The sequence below is a fragment of the Nocardia sp. NBC_01377 genome (assembly GCF_045040005.1).
GTDB classification, from domain to species: Bacteria; Actinomycetota; Actinomycetes; order Mycobacteriales; family Mycobacteriaceae; genus Nocardia; species Nocardia noduli.
This window is the reverse complement of the sequence record NZ_CP109566.1, coordinates 748,823-769,734: the sequence shown is the minus strand read 5'-3', so window position 1 is coordinate 769,734 and position 20,912 is coordinate 748,823. Positions and strand designations below refer to the sequence as shown.

Genomic DNA, 20,912 nt, shown 5'->3' with positions numbered 1-20,912 from the left:
ACGGAGAAACACACACGGCGGATCGAAGACACCGCCGGGTCGGACACCTGTTCCCGGTTACGATCGTGGTGCCGCACCGGGCGGCGGTTCGCTTGTCGCGTAATCGGCGAGGGGTGAGAACTTTGTGAAAGCCGGAGGACATCACTTGATCGGGCAGATGCTGGAAGGGCGCTACCGGATTGACGCGCCGATCGCGCGTGGCGGCATGTCCATGGTCTTCCGCGGGGTCGACACGCGACTGGATCGTCCGGTCGCCATCAAGGTGATGGATCCCAAATTCGCCTCCGATCCGCAGTTCCTGTCCCGGTTCGAATTCGAGGCCCGCGCGGTGGCCAAACTCAAGCACCCGTCCCTGGTCGCGGTATACGACCAGGGCGTCGACGGCGACTACCCGTTTCTGATCATGGAACTGGTCGAAGGTGGCACACTGCGCGAACTGCTGCGCGAACGCGGTCCGATGCCGCCGCACGCGGTGCGCGCGGTCGCCGATCCGGTACTCGCGGCGATCGGCGTCGCCCACGCGGCCGGTCTCGTGCACCGCGACATCAAACCGGAGAACGTGCTGATCTCCGACGCGGGCGAAGTGAAGATCGCCGACTTCGGGCTGGTGCGCGCGGTGGCCGCGGCGAACACCACCTCGGCCAGCGTCATCCTCGGCACGGCGGCGTACCTATCCCCGGAACAGGTCACCGCGGGCACCGCCGATTCCCGCAGCGACGTCTACTCGTTCGGCATCCTGATCTTCGAATTGCTCACCGGCCGTGTGCCGTTCACCGGCGATACCTCGCTGTCGGTGGCCTACCAGCGCATCGAGAACGACGTGCCCAGTCCGAGCACCTTCATCTCGGGTGTGCCGCCGGAATTCGACGAACTGGTGGCCCGGGCCACCGCCCGCGAACCCGCGCACCGTTTCGCCGACGCCAATCAGATGGTGTCCGAACTGCGTGCCGTCGCGGCCGCGTTGCGGTTGCCGCCCTACCGCGTGCCCGCGCCACAGGAATCGGCCGAACATCTGAGCGCCGGATTCGCGTCGGTGGCCGATCTCGACCCGCGCCAGGCCCCCGCGCCGCGTCCGGCGATGGAATCGCACGACCCGCAGCACACCAAGGTCGTGACGACCCAGCGGCCGCGAGTGCCGGATTACGGTCCGCCCGACGACTACGATCCGCGCGCCCACGATCATCAGCGCGCCGATATGCGCCAGCCCGCACCGCACCAGAACTACGAGCCCGGCCGTAAACGCTCGCGCACCACCCTGGTGTGGGTGGCCGTTGTCGCCGTGCTGACCCTGATCGTCGGCGTCGGCGGCTGGTGGCTCGGCGTCGGCCGCTACGAGTCGGTGCCGCCCATCGCGGGCCTCACCAGCGACAAGGCCACCGCCACATTGCAGGACGCCGGATTCGTGACCGAGATCAGACAGAAGGCGTCCGACACCATCCCCGTCGGCGGCGTGGTCGGCAGCGACCCGTCCGCCGGTTCCAAGGTGACCAAGGGTTCCACCGTCGCGGTGCTGGTCTCCAGCGGCAAACCCGCCGTCCCCCCGGTCACGCCGGGTGACGATGTGAAGAAGGTCAACCAGCTGATCCGCGACGCCGGACTACTGCCGGTCGACGCGGGCGAGACGGGCAGTAGCGCGCCGAAAGGCACTGTCGCGCGGGTCGATCCCGGTCCGGGCACCGTGCTGCCGATGGGCGGGCAGGTCAAGGTCTACCGCAGTAGCGGCGCCCAGCCGGTGAAGGTGCCCGACGTCCGTGGCAAGACCACCGAAGAGGCGATCGAAGCGCTCGGCAAAGCCGGGATCAAGGTCAGCGAGACCAGGACCGAATACGACAAGGGCATCGACGCCGACCAGGTCATCGGCACCGATCCGGCCGCGGGAAGTACCGTCGGCAACGGCGAGGGCGTGGCCCTGATCGTCTCCAACGCGGTGAAGGTGCCGTTCCTGGTCAGCCAGAATGTGGGCTCGGCCCGCGCGAAGCTGGAAGCTCTCGGCCTGAACGTCCAGGTCCAGCAGTTGACGCCGTCCGAAAGTTCGGTGGTGATCGGGCAGAGTCCCGGTGCGGGCAGCAAGGTGACTCCCGGCAGCACCGTCACCCTGACCGCGCTGCCCTGACACCCGCTCGGGTCGCATCGCCGTAGTTCGTCGGCGCCCGCGACGGGTCCCCCGGCCCGCCTGCATCAGGCGTCGGCGGCTTCCCAGGCGAAGCCGTCCGGATCGGTGAACGCGCCCACGCCACCGGTGAGCGCGAGGCGATGCGAACCCGAACCCTCCGCCGACACTCCCGCGTCCTTGGCGGCGGCGCGACGGCCGTACAGCGCCAGCTTCACCGTCGACGGCGCGGTATCGAACTCGACGTACTTACTGCCGAAACTCTTGCCGACCCGAAGACCCCGGTCGACGTAGAACCGCTTGGTCGCTTTCACGTCCTCCACCCCGAGCAACACCACGAAATCCTGGATTTCGCGGGTGAACGGGCCGGTGTCCTTCTTCGCCGAGGTCGCGATCTTCCAGATCGCGCCGTCGGGAGCCTGCACTACCCCGCCGTACCCCCAGAAACTCTTCTTCGCGGGCGTGAGCACCGACGCTCCCGCCGCCACGGCGGTGCCGATGAGACTGTCCACCGCCCCCGGCTGCGCCACCACCAGCGACAGGATGAACCCCCGGAACCCGGACGTGGCAGCCGCGGACTCACGCACCCGCAACCGGTCTCCGAGCCCGAACGCGGCCTCGTAGAAGGCAGCGGCCGCCGCAGGATCTTCCGCCTCGAGAACGATGGCTTCGATAACGCTCTGATCAGCAATGATGTTCATACCGACAACGGTAATTCGCACCGGGCCACCCGTGCTTCTCGATTCCTGACCGTTCTCCGGTTCCCTCTGATGACCCGCTTCGAACCACCGTGTCGACGCGACGAACGAGAGCCGCAGCATCGAGTAGCCCCGCGCAATCGCCGATTCGAGACGGCTACCATCTGCCCCGATGCGCACCGATGCGATGCTCGATTCACTGGACGGGCTTTCCGTCGGGCACGCGGTGGGGGCGGAGTTCCCCGGCATGCGCCGGTCGATCTCGGAACTTCTCGCGGGCGATCTCCCCGACGGGCCCTGGCGATGGACCGACGACACCGAAATGGCCTGCACGGTCGTCGCCGAAATCGCCCTCCACGGAGACATCGATCGCACGCGCCTGGCCGCCGCCTTCGCCCGTCGCCTCGACCGGGGCCGCGACTACGGTTTCGTCACCGTCGACACCTTGCGCCGCATCCGGGAGGGGACGGATTGGCACGTGGCGTCCGCGGCCGCGTACGACCACCGGGGCTCCTGCGGCAACGGTGCCGCCATGCGGGTCGCTCCACTCGGCGCGTTCTAGGCGGGCGATCCGAAAAGAATTGTCGCCGAAGCGATACGGTCCGCTACGGTGACCCACCTACATCCCGAAGGCATCATCGGCGCGGTCGCGGCAGCACTGGCCTCCGGTCAGGCCGCACATACCCGACGAAACGGGATACGGCTCACCCCAACGGAATTCGTCGACACACTGATCGACCACCTCGATGACGGTGCCACGACGCGCCTGATCCGCCGAGCCCGCACACTGCTCGGCATACCCGCCGCGGAAGCCGCGGCCGAACTGGGCAACGGATCACTCGTCACCGCGCAGAACACGGTGCCGTTCACGATCTGGGTCGCCGCCACCCACCTGGGCGACTACCCCCGCGCGATCGCCACCTGTATCGCGGCGGACGGAGATATCGACACCACCTGCGCCATCGCCGGCGGAATCGTCGCGGCCCACAACGGTATCGGTGCCGACCGGAATGGGATCTCCGGAGTCCCGCCCACGTGGCTCGCCGCGGGCGAACCGCTACCCGACGTGTTCGACGGAGTCCGTCGAACACGGCGTCGGCACTCCGGCCGGATCCGAAGGTGGTTGTCCGGGCGGCCGTGAGGTCGGGACCGACGTTCGAGGCCGAACTCGGGGCAGGTCTCAGCGGGCCCAGTCGGGTACCCAGATGTCGTCGCGGGCGCTCGCCGCGTAGTTCGTCCGGAGGTAGGCGAGGAAATCGGCGAGGACCGGGTGGGGGTTGTCGGCGCGCCAGATCACCGACAGGGGGTAGACGGGGATCGGGTCGACGATCGGGATGCGGCGCAGGTCGTAGCTTTCCGGCCAGAGATAGCGCGAGCCCTCGCCCAGGAAGGTGGCGAGGCGGGGTGAATCGGCGAGTTCGGCGAGCAGGGGTTCGACGCCGAAACTCGGGCCGATGGTGTCGACGGTGAGTCCGAACGCCGACGCGAGATCCTCGTAGTAGCCGATCGGCTCGCTGTCGGTCATGCCTGGCATCCAGATGGGGTAGTCACCGAGTTCGGCGGGTGTCACGGTCCTGGCGTCGGCCAGTGGATGGCGTGGTCCCACCAGCAGGTTGTGTCGGTCATCGATGGCGCGCGCCGCGCGCAGGCCGTCCGGCGCCTTGCCCGCGCGCAGCGATCGGAAGGTGGCGTCGACGGCGCCCGCGCTCACCTCGGCCAGCGCCTGGTCCGCCTCGAGGTGGGTGAGGGTGACGACATCCAGTTCGATGCCCGGATGTTGCTGATAGAAGGCGTGCAGGACACCGGCGGTGACGATCCTGCGGCTGACGACGTCGATCCGGAGGGCTCTGCGCCCCGGTATCACCGCGGACCGCACCCGTTCGGCGGCACGCAGGAGTTCACGCGCGTGCGTCAGCAGCGCCTGCCCGTCGACGGTGGGCTGCGCGCCGCGCGCGGTGCGCGCGAACAGGCGGACGCCGAGTTCGCGCTCCAGACCGGCTATGCGTTTCGACACCGCTTGCTGGGTGATCCGCAGGTCGTCCGCGGCGGCCTGGAACTGGCCGGTCTCCACGACCGCGACGAAGGTGCGCACAGCGTCCAGATCCACGAGGCCGAACCTACCCCCACAACGAGAAGTTGTGACACGCAACCCATTCCGTTGTTGGCACCGACGTCCACCGACCGGCTTCAATCACTCGGACAACACTGTGTTGTCGCGGTGATGAGCGAAGGGTCGGGATATGCGGCGGAAGGCGGCCTCGGGCGGGGCGTTCGGGTGGTTGTGGGCCGCCTACGCGGTCAGCGCCTACGGGACCGGACTCGGATTCGGCGCGTTCTCGATCGTCGCCATCGAGATCCTGGGCGCGGGCCCGGCCCGGGTGGCCGTGCTGTCCGCCTCCGGGCTAGCGATCGGGGCGCTGCTGGCGATCCCGCTCGGGCCGTGGATCGAGTTCCGCGCCAAACGGCCGATCATGATCACCGCGGACCTGGTCCGTTTCGCGGCGCTGGCGTCGATCCCGTTCGCCTACCTCCTCGGGGTGCTGTCGTTCGCGCAACTTCTGGCGGTCGCCGTGGTCACCGCGACGGCGAAGATCGCGTTCACCGCGGCCAGTGGCGCGTACCTGAAGACCATCGTCCCCGACGACCGGCTTCTGGTCGCCACCAGCCGTTTCGAGTCGACCACGTGGTCGGCGACGATCGTCGGACCGCCGCTGGGCGGTGCCGCCATCGGACTGTTCGGGCCCGCGATCACCGTCCTGGTGGATGGCGTGAGCTACCTGCTGTCGGCGCTGGCCGTCACCGCGATCCGGGAACCCGAGCCGCGCCCCGCCCCGAAACCGACCGCGACGAGATGGGGCGACATCGTCGAGGGATGGCGCTACATCCTCGGCCATCCGACCCTGCGGCCGCTGTTCTTCAATACCGCGCTGTTCAACGGCCTGATCATGGCGATGGAACCGCTCCTGGCCGTTCTCATGCTCTCCCACATGGGGTTTCCGGCATGGCAGTACGGTCTGGCGTTCGCCGTTCCCTGTGTCGGCGGGCTGATCGGATCGCGACTCGCCCGCCACGTCGTCGCCCGCCACGGCGAACGGCGGGTGTTGCGCGGTTTCGGCGCGATGCGCGCCTGCTGGCCGATCGGACTCGCCTTCGTCCAGCCCGGCCCCGTCGGCCTCCTGATCGTGATGGCCACCCAGTTCGGACTGATCGTGTGCGCGAGCATTTTCACCCCGGCCGTCGGCGCCTACCGGCTGCGCAACACCGACGACAGCCGCCGCGCCCGGGTACTCACCGCGTGGACGATCACCGGCAGCCTCAGCACCGCGTTGATCACCGTGACGTGGGGGTTGATGGCCGGCTACACCGGCCCCCGCGCGGCCATCGCCGCCGCCGGAATCCTGCTCTTCGCCACGCCCTTCCTGCTTCCGAAGCGGGTGAGCACCGCGCATTCCCGACGGGGTCAGACCGTGTTCGTCCACACGCGATAGAACGCTTCCTGTATCGCGGCCCAGGCGATACCGGTGGTCCGGCGGACGATCTCGAAGACGAAATCCTCGTCCACCTCGTCGAGGGCGTCCTCCTCCGGTCGGCGCCGATACTCGACGCCGCCGTTTCCGATCGGGCTCAGCGCAGCATTTCCGCGACCAGGAAGGCCAGTTCCAGCGACTGCTGGGTGTTCAGGCGCGGATCGCAGGCGGTCTCGTAGCGACCGCTCAGGTCCAGATCGGAGATGTCCTGCGCGCCGCCGAGGCATTCGGTGACGTTCTCGCCGGTCAGCTCGATGTGCAGGCCGCCGGGATGGGTGCCGAGGGCGTGGTGCACCTCGAAGAAGCCCTGCACCTCGTCGACGATGCGGTCGAAGTGGCGGGTCTTGTAGCCGGTCGACGCCTCGTGGGTGTTGCCGTGCATGGGATCGCACTGCCAGATCACCTGATGACCGGTGGCCTGCACCTTCTCGATGATGGGCGGCAGCACCTCGCGGACCTTCGAATTGCCCATGCGGGACACGATGGTCAGGCGGCCGGGCTCGTTGTTCGGGTCGAGCCGCTCGACGTATTCGACGGCCTGGTCCGGCGTGGTGGTCGGGCCGATCTTGAGCCCGATCGGGTTGGCGAGCAGTTCGGCCAGCGCGATATGGGCACCGTCGAGCTGACGGGTGCGTTCACCGATCCACAGGAAATGCGCGGACAGGTCGTAGAGCAGCGGCTCACCGGTCGCCGGGTCCGCACCGAGGCGCAGCATCGCGCGCTCGTAGTCGAGCACGAGCGCCTCGTGGCTGGCGTAGATACGCGCGGATTGCAGGCTCGGGTCGTTGACCCGGCACGCGGTCATGAAGGCCAGGCCGCGGTCGATCTCCTCGGCCAGGGCCTCGTATCGAGCGCCCGCGGGCGACTGCGAGACGAAATCGCGATTCCAGTCGTGCACCTTGTGCAGGTCGGCCATGCCCGCGCTGGTCAGCGCGCGCACCAGATTCATCGCGGCGCTCGCGTTGGCGTAGGCGCGCACCAGGCGCGAGGGATCGTGTTCGCGCAATGCCGCGTCGGGGTGCAGCGAGTTCACCATGTCGCCGCGGTAGGACTTGAGACCGAGGGCGTCGGTATCGGAGGAACGCGGTTTCGCGTACTGGCCCGCGATCCGCGCGACCTTCACCACCGGCAGGCTGGCGCCGTAGGTCAGCACCACCGCCATTTGCAGCAGCGTCCGGATATTGCCCCGGATATGCGGCTCGGTGTTGTCGGCGAAGGTTTCGGCGCAGTCACCGCCCTGCATGAGGAACGCCTCGCCCCTCGCCACCTCGGCGAGGCGCTCGCGCAGCTCCACGACTTCGGCGGGCATGCAGATGGGTGGCACGCTCTCGAGCACGGTGCGCATGTTCGCGGCCTGCTCGGGGTCCCACGACGGCTGCTGGAGGGCGGGTCTGGCCAGCGCGGCGTCCAGGCGCCTGCGCAGCTCCGCGGGCAGCGGCGGCAGTTCCGGCAAGCGATCGATGGGTACGTCGACGGTCCAGTTCACCACTTCAGAATACGGACCGATCAGTCCCGCGAATACCCGGAGGTAGGGGTCGAATCAGTACCACCGAGTGTTCGAATCCGCACCCCGGGTGCCCTTGCGCGCGCTCCGCCCGCCGTCCCGCATAGGGTTGGGCACCGGCACCAAGTCCACCAACCGGACCAGATCATCGAGGAGAGGTCGATCTCGCTGAGATATTTCTATGACTGCGAGTTCATCGAGGACGGCGTGGTGATCGACCTGGTGTCGATCGGCGTCGTCTGCGAGGACGGACGCGAGTATTACGCGGTTTCCACCGAGTTCGATCCCGCCAAAGCGGGCCCGTGGGTGCGCAAGTACGTGCTGCCGCAGCTGCCGCCCCCCGCCTCACCGCTGTGGCGCAGCCGCGAACAGATCCGTACGGACCTCTACAGGTTCCTTGTTCCGCGCCCCACCGTGCAGCCCGAACTGTGGGCCTGGGTCAGTGCCTACGACCACGTCGCCCTGTGTCAGCTGTGGGGTTCGATGGTCGACCTGCCCAACACCCTGCCCCGCTACACCAACGAACTGCGCCAGCACTGGGAGTTCCACGGCAGGCCGGAACTGCCCCCGGTCCCGCCCGACGCCCACGACGCCCTCGCCGACGCCCGCCACAACTACGCCAAGTTCGAGGCGATCGAGGCCGCGCGCCGCCGCTGACCCCTTCGACGCGAGAGGCCCCCGAGTCGATTCGACTCGGGGGCCTCTCACATATCGGACCGGCTGTCAGTGACCGTGATGGCCGTTGCCGTTCGCCCGGTCCTGAGCCGCCTGCAGCACCTTGAGCTGTTTGTGCTCTTCCTCGTGCTCGAGCCTGAAGTGCTCGTCGGATTCCGCCTTCGGATCGGCCCGCAGGAACGAACCGGTGCCGGGCTTGCCCGCCGAACCCAGTTTGCTCATCTTCTTCGGGACGCTCGCGCCCTGGTACTCCAGCGGGATCGGGTGGCCGTGATCGTCGACCGGGCCGAGCGGCTGGTGCACCTCGATGTACTCTCCGTGCGGCAGCCGCTTGATCACACCGGTCTCGATGCCGTGCTCGAGTACCGCGCGGTCACTGCGCTGCAGACCGATGCAGAACCGGTAGGCGACGAAGTAGGCCAGCGGCGGCACCACAAGCAGACCGATACGGCCCGCCCAGGTGGTCGCGTTCAGCGAGATGTCGAATTTCAGCGCGATGATGTCGTTGACGCAGGACAGCGTCAGCACCACGTAGAAGGCGATCGACATGGCACCGATCGCGGTACGCACCGGCACGTCACGCGGACGCTGCAACAGGTTGTGCGGCGCGGTATCACCGGTGAGGCGTTTCTCGATCCACGGGTAGGCGATCAGGACCGTGAACACCAGACCCATGATGAGCGCGACCCAGAACACGGCCGGAATCGTGTAGCGGCCCAGGTACAGCTCCCACGGCGGCATCAGTCGCGCCATGCCGTCGGTCCACATCATGTAGAAGTCGGGCTGCGAACCCGCCGAGACCTGCGACGGGTTGTACGGACCGAGGTTCCAGATCGGGTTGATCTGGAGCACGCCGCCCATGATGCCGACGATGCCGAGGGTGAAGGCGAAGAACGCGCCCTGGTCGGCGGCGAACACCGGGACGATGCGCGCGCCGATGACGTTGTTCTCGGTGCGGCCGGGGCCGGGGAACTGGGTGTGCTTCTGGTACCAGACCAGGGCCACGTGCGCCGCGATCAGCGCCAGGATGATGCCGGGGAACAGCAGCACGTGCGCGATGTAGAGGCGCGGGATGATGATGTCGCCGGGGAAGTCGCCGCCGAACATCAGCCAGTGCATCCAGGTGCCGATGACCGGGATCGAGATCGTGATACCGGAGAACGCGGCGCGCAGACCCGTGCCGGACAGCAGATCGTCGGGCAGCGAGTAGCCGAAGAAACCCTCGAACATCGCCAGGATGAGCAGCAGGCAGCCGATCACCCAGTTGGCCTCACGCGGTTTACGGAACGCGCCGGTGAAGAAGATGCGGAACAGGTGGACGATGATCGACGCCGCGAACAGCAGCGCCGCCCAGTGGTGCACCTGGCGCACGAACAGACCGCCGCGCACCTCGAAGGAGATGTTCAGCGCGGTCTCGTAGGCCCGCGACATGGTGACGCCGCGCAACGGCTGGTAGGCGCCGTTGTAGACGACCTCGCTCATCGACGGATCGAAGAACAGCGTGAGATACACGCCCGACAGCAACAGGATGATGAAGCTGTACATCGCGATCTCACCGAGCAGGAACGACCAGTGGGTCGGGAAGACCTTGTTGATCGAACGCTTCATGAACGCGGCGGCGCGATACCGCTCGTCCATCTCGTTGGCTTGCGTTGCCACACGACTCATGATCGACGCTCCCAGTAAGCCGGGCCGAGCGGCTCGATGAAGTCGCCGTTGGCGACGAGATAGCCCTCGGAATTTACGGTGATCGGCAGCTGCGGCAGTGCGCGAGCGGCGGGACCGAAGACCGGCTTACCCCATTCGGTCGCGAGGAACTGCGACTGATGGCAGGGGCAGAGGATCTTGTTGGTCTGCTGCTCGAACAGCGACGTCGGGCAACCGAGGTGGGTGCAGATCTTCGAGTAGGCGAAGTAATCGCCGAAGTTGAAGCTCTCCTGACCCTTGCGCTTGATCGCCTTCTGCGCGTCTTCGGTGCGCAACCTGATCAGCATGACGGCGTTGCGGATGCCGCGCAGCGACTGGAAGGTCGCGTGCTCGTCACCGCGCCAGCTCTCTTTCCACGGGAACACCGTCTCCATGGAACCGGCGTCCAGATCCTCCGGGCGCACGAGTACGACATCCTCGGGGCGACCGGTGTCGCGACGGATGTAGACGGTCTCGCCCTCGAAATCCGGGGTCCAGCCCGACACCCACAGCGGGGATTTGTCGCCCTTGGCCCACGGGTTCTTGATCATGCCGCCGACGAAGACCAACAGCGCGCCGACACCGAGCACGCCGACACCGGCGCCCGCGGTGCGGGTGATCATCTTGCGGCGTCCGAGGGTCGTGGTCTCCCCCGAGTCGGAGAGCTGAGCGGCCAGGGTGCGGCGCTCGACCAGGGGCGACGGCCCGTCGTGACGGGTCTGGATCGACAGCTCCGGCGGGATGAACTTCTTGCGGATCAGCACGACGGCGATACCGATGGCGAGCACCGAGACACCGAAGGCGACACCGACCAGCGGGGTGTAGAGCAGGTACTTGCCGTGGTCCTTGTTGCCCTCGCCCTTGAACTCCCAGGGCCAGAACAGGTAGACACCGATCAGTGCCGCGCCGAACAGGCCGGAGATCGCGAACCAGAAGGTGACCTCGCGCTCGGCACGCTTCTCGGCACGGGTGCCGGGGATCGGGAAGCGTTCGGCGCGATAGGCGACATCGACGCCGTCACGTTCGGTGCCGAGCTTGACCAGCTCGTCCCGCGTCATCGCGTCGAGTTCGGCCTCGGTGGGATCGGCCGCGAGCGCGGCTTTCTCCGTCTTCGACAACGTGACGTCGTCGTGGCCCTCATCCGGCCGACCCATGTCGTTAGGCTCCTTGTCCGTCATGACCGTGATCCGATCCACATCGCGGCACCGACGACGAGCGTGATGCCGACCACCCAGATGGCGAGCCCCTCGGTCGCGGGGCCCAAGCCACCGAGGCCGTAACCGCCGGGCGCGCCTTCTTCCTGCGCGTTCTTGATATAGGCGATGATGTCGCGCTTCTCTTCCGCGGACAACTGCCGGTCGGAGAATTTCGGCATGTTCTCGGGGCCGGACACCATCGCGGTCCACAGCTGCGCCTCGGAGGCCTCGTCCAGCGGGGGCGCGTACTTGCCCGAGGACAGCGCGCCACCACGGCCGGTGAAGTTGTGGCAGGACGCGCAGTTCATCCGGAACAGCTCCGAACCGCGGCCGATGTCGTCACCGCGCAGCGACTCTTGCGCGATCTCGCCGTTGGCGTCGCGGACCACGGTGGGTCCGCCGCCGTTGGAGGCGACGTAGGCCATCAGCGCGTCGGTCTGCTGCGCGTCGAATTTGACCGGCTTGCGGGTGGCCTGCGCCTGGTTGGCGGCCAGCGGCATACGGCCGGTCGACACCTGGAAGTACACCGCGGCCTCGCCGACGCCGATCAGGCTGGGACCACGATCGAGCACACCCTGCAGGTTCGCGCCGTGGCAGGTGATGCAGGACGTCTCGTAGAGCTGCTTACCCTCGCGAATCAGCGCGGACTGGTCCTCGTGCGCGGTCGCGACCTGCGGCTCCGGGGTCAGGGCTGTGGCCAGGAAACCCGCTGAGACCAGACCCACCAGCAGCGCGAGACCGCCCGCGATACGCCGACGGGTGCGACGCTGCTTGCGGATCCTGCCTGCCGCCGCGGCAGTGCCGTCGGGGCTGGACGCCGCGCTGGTGCCTGCGGGCTCTGGCGCTGACGGGGGAGATGAACTCATCTGTGTCCCTTTGGAGTAGACGGAACCGACTTGTACAAATGCTGTGGGGCGCGGACCGCGATCAGCGGACGAAGTAGATCGTCGCGAACAGACCGATCCAGACGATGTCGACGAAATGCCAGTAATAGGAGACGACGATCGCGGCCGTGGCCTGCGCCGGGGTGAACTTACTGGCCTTGGTGCGCAGCAGCAGGAACACGAAGGCGATGAGACCGCCGATGACGTGCAGACCGTGGAAGCCGGTGGTGATGTAGAACACCGAGCCGTAGGAACTGCTGGAGATCGAGGTGCCCTCGTGCACGAGGTGGTAGTACTCGTATCCCTGGCCGCTCACGAAGAACGCGCCCATGATCAGCGTGATGACGTACCAGCGGCGCAGACCGAAGACATCGCCGCGCTCGGCGGCGAACACGCCCATCTGGCAGGTGAACGACGAGGCCACCAGCACGGCCGTGACCGGAACGGCGAGCTTCAGATTGAGCTCGGTCGGCTCCGGCGGCCACTCGGTGGCCTGCGCGCGCGCGACGAAGTACATCGCGAAGAGGCCGGCGAAGAACATCAGCTCGCTGGACAGCCAGATAATGGTACCGACGCTGACCATGTTGGGCCGGTTCAGCGAGTGCACACGCTGGGTAATGGCCGATCCTGGGGTCCCTACTGCGGTCGTCACGGGCTAAGTATGACTCGTCGTAGTACGACAGGAGTACCCGGGTGGGAAAGTTCTCGCCCCGTGTCGGATATCGCACGGACGGACCGACTCTCACCCCGCGGCGGCGTGTCAGCATTTGCCCAGTTCGGACCTGATCCACGCGTCGGATCGCCCGCGATGCCCCCCGTCGTGACGCGACGACACGGGCAACTATGACAGCCTCGGGTAAGGAGAAGCTGAGATGGAGGCGAATGTGGCGACCGGACTGTGGCAGCGGCTCTTCGGACGGAAGGGGCCCGAACCGCTCGACTCGTCGCGGACCGATCTGGTGGTGGTCGCCTCGAGTTTCGACGACGCGGAGGCGTGTTCGGCCGCACTCGCCCGCGCGACCGGATTCGCCCCCGACGCCGCCGTGGTGTTGCGCCATCACCTGCGGATTCCGGCCGACCGGCACGAGCGGGTGTGCGAGATCGCCGCGCAGGACGGCTACGCGCCGGAACCGAATCCGGTCGCCGGGGACGCGCTCGCGCCGCTGATCCTGCGACGAGTCCAGGTGCTCGACGCCCTGCACTGTTCGCAGGAGCGCTCCAGGATGGCGGGTCTGGCCCAGCGCCACGACGGATTCGCCGACGGTTGGGACGCGCTGCAACCGGGCGCGGCCAACTAGGCTGCATCGCGACGAACTGGTGCGCGAGCCGGTGGTGACGGGAGTATGTGGAGATGACCGTGCGTAGTTGGCCCCAGGTGTTGGGCACCCTCGCCGACGGTGGCGATCTGGCCGCCGACGACACGACCTGGGTGATCAACGAGATCTTCACCGACAACGCGACGCAGGCGCAGATCGCGGCGTTCGGCGTCGCCATGAAGATCAAGGGTCCGACGCCGGAGGAACTGTCGGGGTTGGCGACCGGCATGCTCGGGCACGCGCGGCTGGTCCATATCGACGGTGACGCGGTCGATATCGTCGGCACCGGCGGCGACCGGTCCGGTTCGGTGAACATCTCCACCATGTCCTCGATCGTGGTGGCTTCGGCGGGTGTGCCCGTGGTCAAGCACGGTAGCCGCGCGGCCTCGTCCAAGAGCGGCGGCGCCGATGTGCTGGAGGCGCTCGGGGTGAAACTCGCCCTCGGCCCCGAATCGGTCGCGCGTTCGGTGCGCGAGGCCGGGATCGGCTTCTGTTTCGCGCCGCTGTTCCATCCGGCCCTGCGGTTCGCCGGACCGGCACGCAAGGAGATCGGTATCCCCACCGTCTTCAATGTGCTCGGCCCGCTCACCAATCCGGCGCAACCGCGCGCGGGTCTGATCGGCTGCGCGTTCCCCGATCTGCTGCCCGTCATCGCCGGGGTCTTCGCCGAACGCGGCGCGAGCGCCCTCGTGGTGCGAGGTGACGACGGGCTCGACGAGATCACCACCTCCGACACCACCTCCGCCTGGGTGGTGTCGGGCGGACGGCTGCGCGAGACCACGATCGACCCCACCCGGCTCGGCATCGCCCGCGTCGACCTGGACGCGCTGCGCGGCGGTGACGCGAATGTCAACGCCGGGGTGGCACGGGATGTGCTCGCGGGCACCGCGGGCGCGGTCCGCGACGCGGTGCTGGTGAATTCGGCCGCGGCGATCGTCGCCTACGACCTGTCCCAGGGCACACACGAATTCGATGTCGATATCCACGAAGCGCTGGCCGCGGGCATCGAACGCGCCGCCGCCGCGATCGATAACGGGCAGGCCGCGGCCCTGCTGGACAACTGGGCCGAACTCACCTGCACCCTCGGCGAGGACTGAGAACGCGGGCGTCCCGCGACGGTGGGGCGCCGAACGGCGGACGGCTCGAGAGCCGGGCTCGTCAACCGGGCCGAGCGTAGAATATTGCCTGGTAGCGCGGTTTCCGATGGTGGAACCGCGGCGGTGATTACATACCGACCGGTCTTAAACAGCGACCGGGCAACGCACCAGGCACAATCCTCGGTACAGCGGGCGACCGCCGCTACAGTTGCGGCACCCGGTCCCCGGGATCGGCCAGCGCGAACGGTGCCCGCCGGTCGGAACGATTCGCAAGGAGTTCAGGCATGATGCGCGCGGTATTCGGTGCGCTGGCGGTGGCGGGCGCGCTCGTCATCGCCCCATCGGCCTACGCCGCCCAGGGCAGCGTCGTCATGGACGGCTCCGTACTCCGCGATCCGGTCGGATGCCTCGAGGCGACCGCGGGCAGGCCGCAACTGACGGTCGAGAACCACACCGACACCACCGTGACCGTCTACAGCAGGCCGGGATGCCGAGGCGAGGTGACCGCGGTCCTCACCCCGAGTCAGATCGCGACGACGAACGGCGCGTCGCTCCAGATCTCCTGAGCCGGATCACTCGCCGAGTGAGAACCCGGCTTCCACATCCGCGCTCGAATACGACTTGAACGCGATATGGGTGACGGTGCGCAGCACGCCGGGGGTCTTGTCGATCCGGCCGGTCACCACGTCGGCGATCCGCGCGTGGTCGCGAACCCGCACGATGGCGATCAGATCCACATCGCCCGCGCACGAATAGACCTCGGCGACACCGTCGGTGTCGGCGAGCGCCTGCGCGGTCTCCGGAATGCGGCCGTTGTCGGCCTGGATCAGCACGATCGCGTTAATCATGATCGCCAGCCTAGGCCGCCTACCGGCCCGCGTAGGTCACGGGCGCGATCCCGTCCGGCCCGTCCCCGCCGAGGCATCGATGTAGTCCGCGCCCTCCGATTCCCCGGCCGTCGCGGCCGCGTTCTCCGCGATCTCGACCCACGCCGTCCACCGCGCGGCGCCGTGGACGGGTTCGCAGTACCCCTCGGCGGTCCGCACGATCCGCACCCCCGGCCGCGTCAGCCACCGTACGACCAGGCCCACTTCCTCCGGGGACGCGCCGCGCAGCGGTGGACCCGCCCCGGCACGCGCGACCTCCGGTGGCTGCATCCACGCCGCCGTGGAATCACCTTCCGGGACAACGGTTTCCGCGGCGGCCACCAGGTGTTCGACCACCGGCATGGGCGGCGTGCCCCGCGCCGCGGTACCCGAGGCGGCCAAGCGGCCGTACCGGATCACCGCGAACTCCCATCCGCCCGCACCGTCCGGGCCCGCCACGATGATCTCGGTCAACCGGGCCAGGGCAGCGAGGCGCTGTACGCGGCGCAGCGCGCGGACCACGGCGACCGTGCGGTCGCGCAATCGGGCCGCGGCCTCGAAAAGCTCGGCGCGGGCGTAGGTGTCGATCGTGTCGACCATCCGGCACAGGACGACGTCGGAATATCCACTGAACAGGGCGCGCACCGCGGCGGGAGCGGCGGCGTAATCGGCCATGGCCGTGGGATTTCCGGACGGGGCGGCGGCGGGGCAGCCGCCGACGGCCGTGGGCGGACAGTCGTGGACCCCGTCGCGCGGCAACCGCGCGGTGCAGGTTCGCAGCCCGGAATGCTCGGCCATGGTGGCCGCGATATCGGCGGCGTCCTGGCGGGAACGGAAGGGGCCGAGCGCATCCGCGGTCGGGGTGCGGACCACCGCGAATCGCGGGAACGGCTCATCGGTCAGCGTCAGCCACCACGCCCGCTTCGGAAATTTGGAGCGCCGGTTGTACGGCGGGGCGTGCGCGACGAGCAGTCGCAGTTCCCGCACGCCCGCCTCGAGACCGTGGGCGCACACGACGTGGTCGACCCGGGTGGCGAGCGCGACCATCTCCTTCATCCGGCCCCTGGTCTCCGAACCTGTGAAGTAGTTGCGCACGCGGCGACGCAGATTCACCGCGGTGCCTATGTAGAGGACTTCGTCGGCGGGGCCGCGGAAGAGGTAGACACCGGGCGCCTGCGGCAGGTCGGTGGCGAAAATCCGTTTGGCGCGCTGGCCGGTGGTGACGCCGGGGAGGTAGTCCATCAGTTCGGTGAGACTGTGCACGCCCTGATTGCCGACACGGGCGATCAGGGCGTGCAGTACGTCGACGGTGGCCTTGGCGTCGTCGAGGGCGCGGTGGGTCGGTTCGGTGCTCGCGCCGAGCACCCGCGCCAGGACGCCGAGTCGCACCGAGGGCGCCTCGTCGCGGGTCAGTACCCGCCGCGCCAGCTTCACCGTGCACAGCACCGGGAAATTCGGCCACGGGGTTTCCAGCCGTGCCGCCGCCGCACGCAGGAACGCGGTGTCGAAACGGGCGTTGTGCGCGACCAGGACCGCGCCCGCGGCGAATTCCAGGAATCCGGGCAGCACCGCGTCGATGCGGGGCGCGGCGTAGACCATGGCCGTGGTGATCCCGGTGACGTGCACGATCGTGGGCGGAATCTCGCGGCCGGGGTTGATCAGGGTGGCGAATTCGCCGAGCACGACACCGCCGCGCACTTTCACGGCGCCGATCTCGGTGATCGCGTCGCCGTCCGGGCTCGTTCCCGTGGTCTCCAGATCGACGACGACGAAGGTGGTGTCGTAGAGCGGGGTGTCGAGTTCGTCGAACGCCAACTGCTTGGCGGCGGCCGTTGGCGCTGCGGGGTCGGGCACGGCGTGCAGCCTAGGGCCCGGGTCCGACAGATATGGGCGCGCGAAAACTCCCGCGAAATGACCGAATTACAACACGGGGATTTCGTTTCGATGCCCGCTGAATGATCTAGTACACCCAAAAGAGAGGCAGCTCACAGTCGATCTGAATATGAATCAATTGTCCGGCTGACGCCTCTCGAGCACGGGCGACACCGAAGGCGAACCCCGCGATCCGATCGGGCTATTCGGACACTTGTCCGATTTCGGGACGGTCGTACCATCGGAACACGCGTGGCGAACTGGGGGAACGCCGATTCGACACGCCGTCGGCAACCCGAGCGAAACGGGGAGACACGCCCGGGATTCCACCGGGAGTGGACGCGCGAAAATTGCTAGTTATCGTTTCGTGATTGTCTGTGAGATATCTCCCACGTGCGGTGTCGACCTTCTGTTGAGCGTTGGCATTTCGGATTGTCACGGCTTTACAAACACCCGTGATGTGTTCGTAACCTTTTCGAGACCTCACGGAGTCCCGCCGCGTCGAAGCGGTAGGCACGCAGTCCGCCGCACCACCGGGTGCGGCGTCGTGGGGCAGATTGGAAGTACGCATCATGGCGTCCAACACCGTCAAGCGACAGGCGCGGCGTGCCGTCGCCGCCGGAGCCGTCGGCGCTGCCACCATCGGCGCGATCCTCCTGCCCGCCGCTCCGGCGTCGGCCCAGCCGGTGACCATCCCCGGCGTCGGAACCTTCGAGGTTCCCAACGAGATCCAGATCCCGGCCATCCCCGGTATCGAACTGCCCGGCGGCCCGCTGCCCTTCGTGGCCCCCCAGAAGAGCCTCGGCGAGGTCGCCCTCGACGCCGCCGTGAGCAAACTCGGCGCACCGTACGTGTACGGCGCGGCGGGGCCCAACGCCTTCGACTGCTCCGGCCTCGTGCAGTGGGCCTACCGCGAAGCGGGCATGGAGCTACCGCGCACCAGTGGCGCCCAGCTCAACGCGGGCGCACCGGTCTCGCTCGACGCGCTCCAGCCCGGCGACCTGATCTCGTTCTACGGCGGCGGCCACTCCGGCCTGTACGCCGGTGACGGCAACGTCGTCCACGCCTCCACCTCCGGCACCCCGGTCATGATCGCCCCGATCTCGTCGATGCCGGTCACGGGCGCGCGCCACTTCTGATCGGTCCGCCCGGCGAGTAGCCCCGGTTCGCTCCATCGCTCCGACGGGCGGCTCACCGGGGACGCTCCCGCGGCCGCGGAACTACGTCACAGCCATGCCTCCGGATGGCGAATGTGATGTGTTTGTGCCCTACTGGACACGGAGATACGCTGTTCCGTAACCTAATCGAGACCTACGCGGGTCACAGGGCCGTCCGCCCCGTTACTTCGGCCCGTCCGCTGAACATCGTCGCTCGAGAGAACGGGGCAACGTACACCGTGGCACCACACCGGAGACATTCGCCGAAGCGTCTGGCGGGAGGGATTCTGGCGGCCGCGGTGCTCGCCACCGCCCCGTGCGCCGCCGGTCCGGCCGCGGCCGATCCCGTCGCCCTGCCCTCGACGGCGAGCGAAGCGGTCGCGCGCATGATCGAACTGTCGCGAAGCTCCGATCAGCTCAATCAGCAGGCGCTGGACGCCCAGACCGATCTGGACGCCAAACTGGCCATCCAGAACGACGCCGAGGCGTTGCTCGCCACCAAGACCGACGCGGTGAACGCCGCCCGCGACGAGGTCAGGAAATTCCAGCCGGTCATCGATCGCACCGCGATCGCCGCCTATCAGGGCGCGCGCACCAACCGGATGTTCGCGGTCCTGGTCAGCGATTCACCGCAGCGGCTGCTCGACCAGATGTCGATGCTCGATGTGGTGGAGACCCAGACCACCGATCAACTCAAGCAGTTCAAGAAGGCGGGCGACGCCGCCGCTGCCGCCGAGGCCGCGGCGCATTCGGCCGCCGACGCCGCCCGCGCGGCCGCCACCCGCGCCGAGGAGGTGCGCGCCGACCTCGAGCGCAAACAAAGCGAACTCGGGGGCGCCATCGCCCAGGTGGTCGAGGCGTGGACCTCGCTGTCGGTCAGGGACAAAGCCGCGTGGGCCGGTTCGCCCTTCCCTCCCGGCTTCGACCGCGACACCCTGTTGCAGGGACTCGTCCCCGGCAGCGGCACCAGCGCGCTCGCGGCGGGCCTGACCCGCGTCGGCGATCCCTACGTCTGGGGCGCGACCGGCCCCGACCAGTTCGACTGCTCCGGCCTGGTGCAGTGGGCGTTCAAGCAGGTCGGCAAGAACGTCCCGCGCACGAGCTCCCAGCAGGCCAATTTCGGCACGCCGGTGAAGAAGAGCGATATGCAGCCCGGTGACGTCGTGTTCTTCTATCCCGAGATCTCCCACGTCGGGATCTACGCGGGCAACGGCCTGATGTTGCACGCCTCCACCTTCGGCGTCCCCGTCGCCGTGGCCCCCATCTCCTCGACACCGTTTCATTCCGCTCGGCGATACTGATCTGCTATGCGGATACGCGGGTTACGTGCCTGGTGCACGGCGCGCGGACGCGGCCAGTTCGCCCTGACCCTCACGACGGTGGTGATGCTGACCTGCGCCTGCGGTGCGCTGGTCGTCCTGCCGAATTTCGCGCTGCCCGAGATCCGCGCCGCGCAGCCCGCGTCCGCGCTGTCGCTCGGACAGGTCGCCGCCGACGATCCGCGACTGGCGACCGTGCGCCGGATCCTCGAACCGTTCGGCGAGATCAGCACCGAGCGGATCGCGACCGGCGACGGGCAGGAGTCGCTGGTCGTCGGCCACGAGAACGGGCAGGCCGAGATGACGGTCCTCGGTGACGAACTGCCGCGAGCCGTCGCCGCCGTCACCGAACTGTGGGGGCCGCAGTGGCCACGTTCGGCGATGATCGTCGTCGCGGGCAATGCCTCGGAATTCGCGGCCCTGGTGCGCGCGGGTTCGCTGCTGCCCGGTGAGGTCGCCGCGGTCACGGTCACCGACCCGTTCGCGCCCGGCGCCATGCCTACCGGTCAGCGGGTGGTGTTCAGCCCCGACGCCGGCGCACGGCTGACCCCCGATCAATTGCGGACCCTGCTCCGCCACGAACTCACCCACGTGGCGACCCGCGCCGTCACCGTCGACGGCGCCGCGCGGTGGATGCTCGAAGGGTTCGCCGAATACGCCGCGCACCGGGCCCAGGGGCACCGCTTCGGCGATATCGCACCGACGGTCGCCGCCCGGATCCGCGCGGGCGAACTCCCGACCGGCCTGCCCTCCGACGCCGATTTCAGCGGGAGCCGGGCCACGGAGACCTACGAGTCGGCGTGGTCGGCGTGCGCGTTCGTCGCGGAGAAGTACGGCCAAACCGACCTGGTCGATCTGTACCGCCGGATCGCGGCGGGTCCAGCGGATTCCGCCGCGCAGGATCGGATGCTGCGCGAAGTCCTCGGCACCGACACCGCCGAGTTCGTGGCGCGGTGGCGCGAGTGGCTTTCGGCGCAACCGCGATAACCGCGGATCCCGAACCGA

General features: G+C 68.3%; 18 protein-coding genes and 1 pseudogene. 10 read left to right on the top strand and 9 right to left on the bottom strand.

What is annotated here, in order from left to right; genetic code table 11:
• Window positions 1-145 precede the first annotated feature (145 nt).
• Window positions 146-2,113 (top strand): Stk1 family PASTA domain-containing Ser/Thr kinase, encoded by a 1,968-nt coding sequence (pknB, locus tag OG225_RS03605; RefSeq protein WP_405180391.1) that lies wholly within the window; start codon window positions 146-148, stop codon window positions 2,111-2,113.
• A gap of 65 nt (window positions 2,114-2,178) precedes the next feature.
• On the opposite strand, the gene OG225_RS03600 is transcribed toward pknB, so the two are convergent.
• Window positions 2,179-2,811 (bottom strand): glyoxalase, encoded by a 633-nt coding sequence (locus OG225_RS03600; RefSeq protein WP_405180390.1) that lies wholly within the window; start codon window positions 2,809-2,811, stop codon window positions 2,179-2,181.
• Between the two features lie 169 nt (window positions 2,812-2,980).
• On the opposite strand from OG225_RS03600, the pseudogene OG225_RS03595 reads away from it, so the two are divergent.
• Window positions 2,981-3,949, top strand: a pseudogene (locus OG225_RS03595) (ADP-ribosylglycohydrolase family protein).
• Window positions 3,950-3,988: 39 nt separating this feature from the next.
• On the opposite strand, the gene OG225_RS03590 reads toward OG225_RS03595, so the two are convergent.
• Window positions 3,989-4,915, bottom strand: a complete 927-nt coding sequence (locus OG225_RS03590; RefSeq protein ID WP_405180389.1) for a LysR family transcriptional regulator — start codon at window positions 4,913-4,915, stop codon at window positions 3,989-3,991.
• 133 nt (window positions 4,916-5,048) lie between these two features.
• Here OG225_RS03590 and OG225_RS03585 point away from each other — a divergent pair, with 133 nt between their 5' ends.
• The gene (locus OG225_RS03585; protein ID WP_405180388.1) at window positions 5,049-6,296 is read left to right on the top strand and encodes an MFS transporter; all 1,248 of its coding nucleotides are present in this window, start codon (window positions 5,049-5,051) and stop codon (window positions 6,294-6,296) included.
• Between the two features lie 136 nt (window positions 6,297-6,432).
• Here OG225_RS03585 and OG225_RS03580 read toward each other — a convergent pair whose 3' ends face one another.
• Window positions 6,433-7,821 (bottom strand): class II 3-deoxy-7-phosphoheptulonate synthase, encoded by a 1,389-nt coding sequence (locus OG225_RS03580; RefSeq protein ID WP_216909972.1) that lies wholly within the window; start codon window positions 7,819-7,821, stop codon window positions 6,433-6,435.
• 186 nt (window positions 7,822-8,007) lie between these two features.
• Between OG225_RS03580 and OG225_RS03575 the strand changes: the two genes are divergently transcribed.
• Complete coding sequence (locus OG225_RS03575) at window positions 8,008-8,496, top strand: polyadenylate-specific 3'-exoribonuclease AS (protein WP_405183178.1); 489 nt, start codon at window positions 8,008-8,010, stop codon at window positions 8,494-8,496.
• 66 nt (window positions 8,497-8,562) lie between these two features.
• Here the strand turns inward: OG225_RS03575 and OG225_RS03570 are convergent, their stop codons facing one another.
• From OG225_RS03570 to OG225_RS03555, 4 genes are all read right to left on the bottom strand, one after another.
• Complete coding sequence (locus tag OG225_RS03570) at window positions 8,563-10,182, bottom strand: cytochrome bc complex cytochrome b subunit (RefSeq protein WP_405180387.1); 1,620 nt, start codon at window positions 10,180-10,182, stop codon at window positions 8,563-8,565.
• Window positions 10,179-11,354 carry a ubiquinol-cytochrome c reductase iron-sulfur subunit gene (locus OG225_RS03565; RefSeq protein ID WP_405180386.1) on the bottom strand — a complete coding sequence of 392 codons (1,176 nt, stop codon included), beginning with the start codon at window positions 11,352-11,354 and terminating at the stop codon, window positions 10,179-10,181. Before OG225_RS03565 ends, OG225_RS03570 begins: the two co-directional genes overlap by 4 nt.
• 20 nt (window positions 11,355-11,374) lie before the next feature.
• Window positions 11,375-12,262 carry a c-type cytochrome gene (locus OG225_RS03560; RefSeq protein ID WP_216909984.1) on the bottom strand — a complete coding sequence of 296 codons (888 nt, stop codon included), beginning with the start codon at window positions 12,260-12,262 and terminating at the stop codon, window positions 11,375-11,377.
• 61 nt (window positions 12,263-12,323) lie between these two features.
• The gene (locus tag OG225_RS03555) at window positions 12,324-12,932 is read right to left on the bottom strand and encodes a heme-copper oxidase subunit III (protein ID WP_216909986.1); all 609 of its coding nucleotides are present in this window, start codon (window positions 12,930-12,932) and stop codon (window positions 12,324-12,326) included.
• 220 nt (window positions 12,933-13,152) lie between these two features.
• Between OG225_RS03555 and OG225_RS03550 the strand changes: the two genes are divergently transcribed.
• From OG225_RS03550 to OG225_RS03540, 3 genes are all read left to right on the top strand, one after another.
• Window positions 13,153-13,578, top strand: coding sequence for a hypothetical protein (locus tag OG225_RS03550; RefSeq protein ID WP_405180385.1), 426 nt, complete (start codon window positions 13,153-13,155; stop codon window positions 13,576-13,578).
• Window positions 13,579-13,631: 53 nt separating this feature from the next.
• On the top strand, window positions 13,632-14,693 hold the full coding sequence (trpD, locus tag OG225_RS03545) for an anthranilate phosphoribosyltransferase (RefSeq protein WP_405180384.1): 1,062 nt from the start codon (window positions 13,632-13,634) through the stop codon (window positions 14,691-14,693).
• 284 nt (window positions 14,694-14,977) lie between these two features.
• A complete protein-coding gene (locus OG225_RS03540) occupies window positions 14,978-15,259 on the top strand; it encodes a hypothetical protein (RefSeq protein WP_405180383.1) in 282 nt (93 codons plus the stop codon).
• Window positions 15,260-15,265: 6 nt separating this feature from the next.
• Here OG225_RS03540 and OG225_RS03535 read toward each other — a convergent pair whose 3' ends face one another.
• A complete protein-coding gene (locus OG225_RS03535) occupies window positions 15,266-15,541 on the bottom strand; it encodes an Lrp/AsnC family transcriptional regulator (RefSeq protein WP_405180382.1) in 276 nt (91 codons plus the stop codon).
• Between the two features lie 36 nt (window positions 15,542-15,577).
• Window positions 15,578-17,413 (bottom strand): DEDD exonuclease domain-containing protein, encoded by a 1,836-nt coding sequence (locus OG225_RS03530; protein WP_405180381.1) that lies wholly within the window; start codon window positions 17,411-17,413, stop codon window positions 15,578-15,580.
• A gap of 590 nt (window positions 17,414-18,003) precedes the next feature.
• Here OG225_RS03530 and OG225_RS03525 point away from each other — a divergent pair.
• The 3 genes from OG225_RS03525 to OG225_RS03515 all read left to right on the top strand — a co-directional run bounded on the left by OG225_RS03525 (window position 18,004) and on the right by OG225_RS03515 (window position 20,894).
• Entirely contained in the window at window positions 18,004-18,570 is a 567-nt protein-coding gene (locus tag OG225_RS03525; RefSeq protein ID WP_405180380.1) for a C40 family peptidase, read from the top strand.
• Between the two features lie 257 nt (window positions 18,571-18,827).
• Window positions 18,828-19,889 carry an NlpC/P60 family protein gene (locus OG225_RS03520; RefSeq protein WP_405180379.1) on the top strand — a complete coding sequence of 354 codons (1,062 nt, stop codon included), beginning with the start codon at window positions 18,828-18,830 and terminating at the stop codon, window positions 19,887-19,889.
• Window positions 19,890-19,895: 6 nt separating this feature from the next.
• Entirely contained in the window at window positions 19,896-20,894 is a 999-nt protein-coding gene (locus tag OG225_RS03515; protein WP_405180378.1) for a hypothetical protein, read from the top strand.
• Window positions 20,895-20,912: the final 18 nt, after the last annotated feature.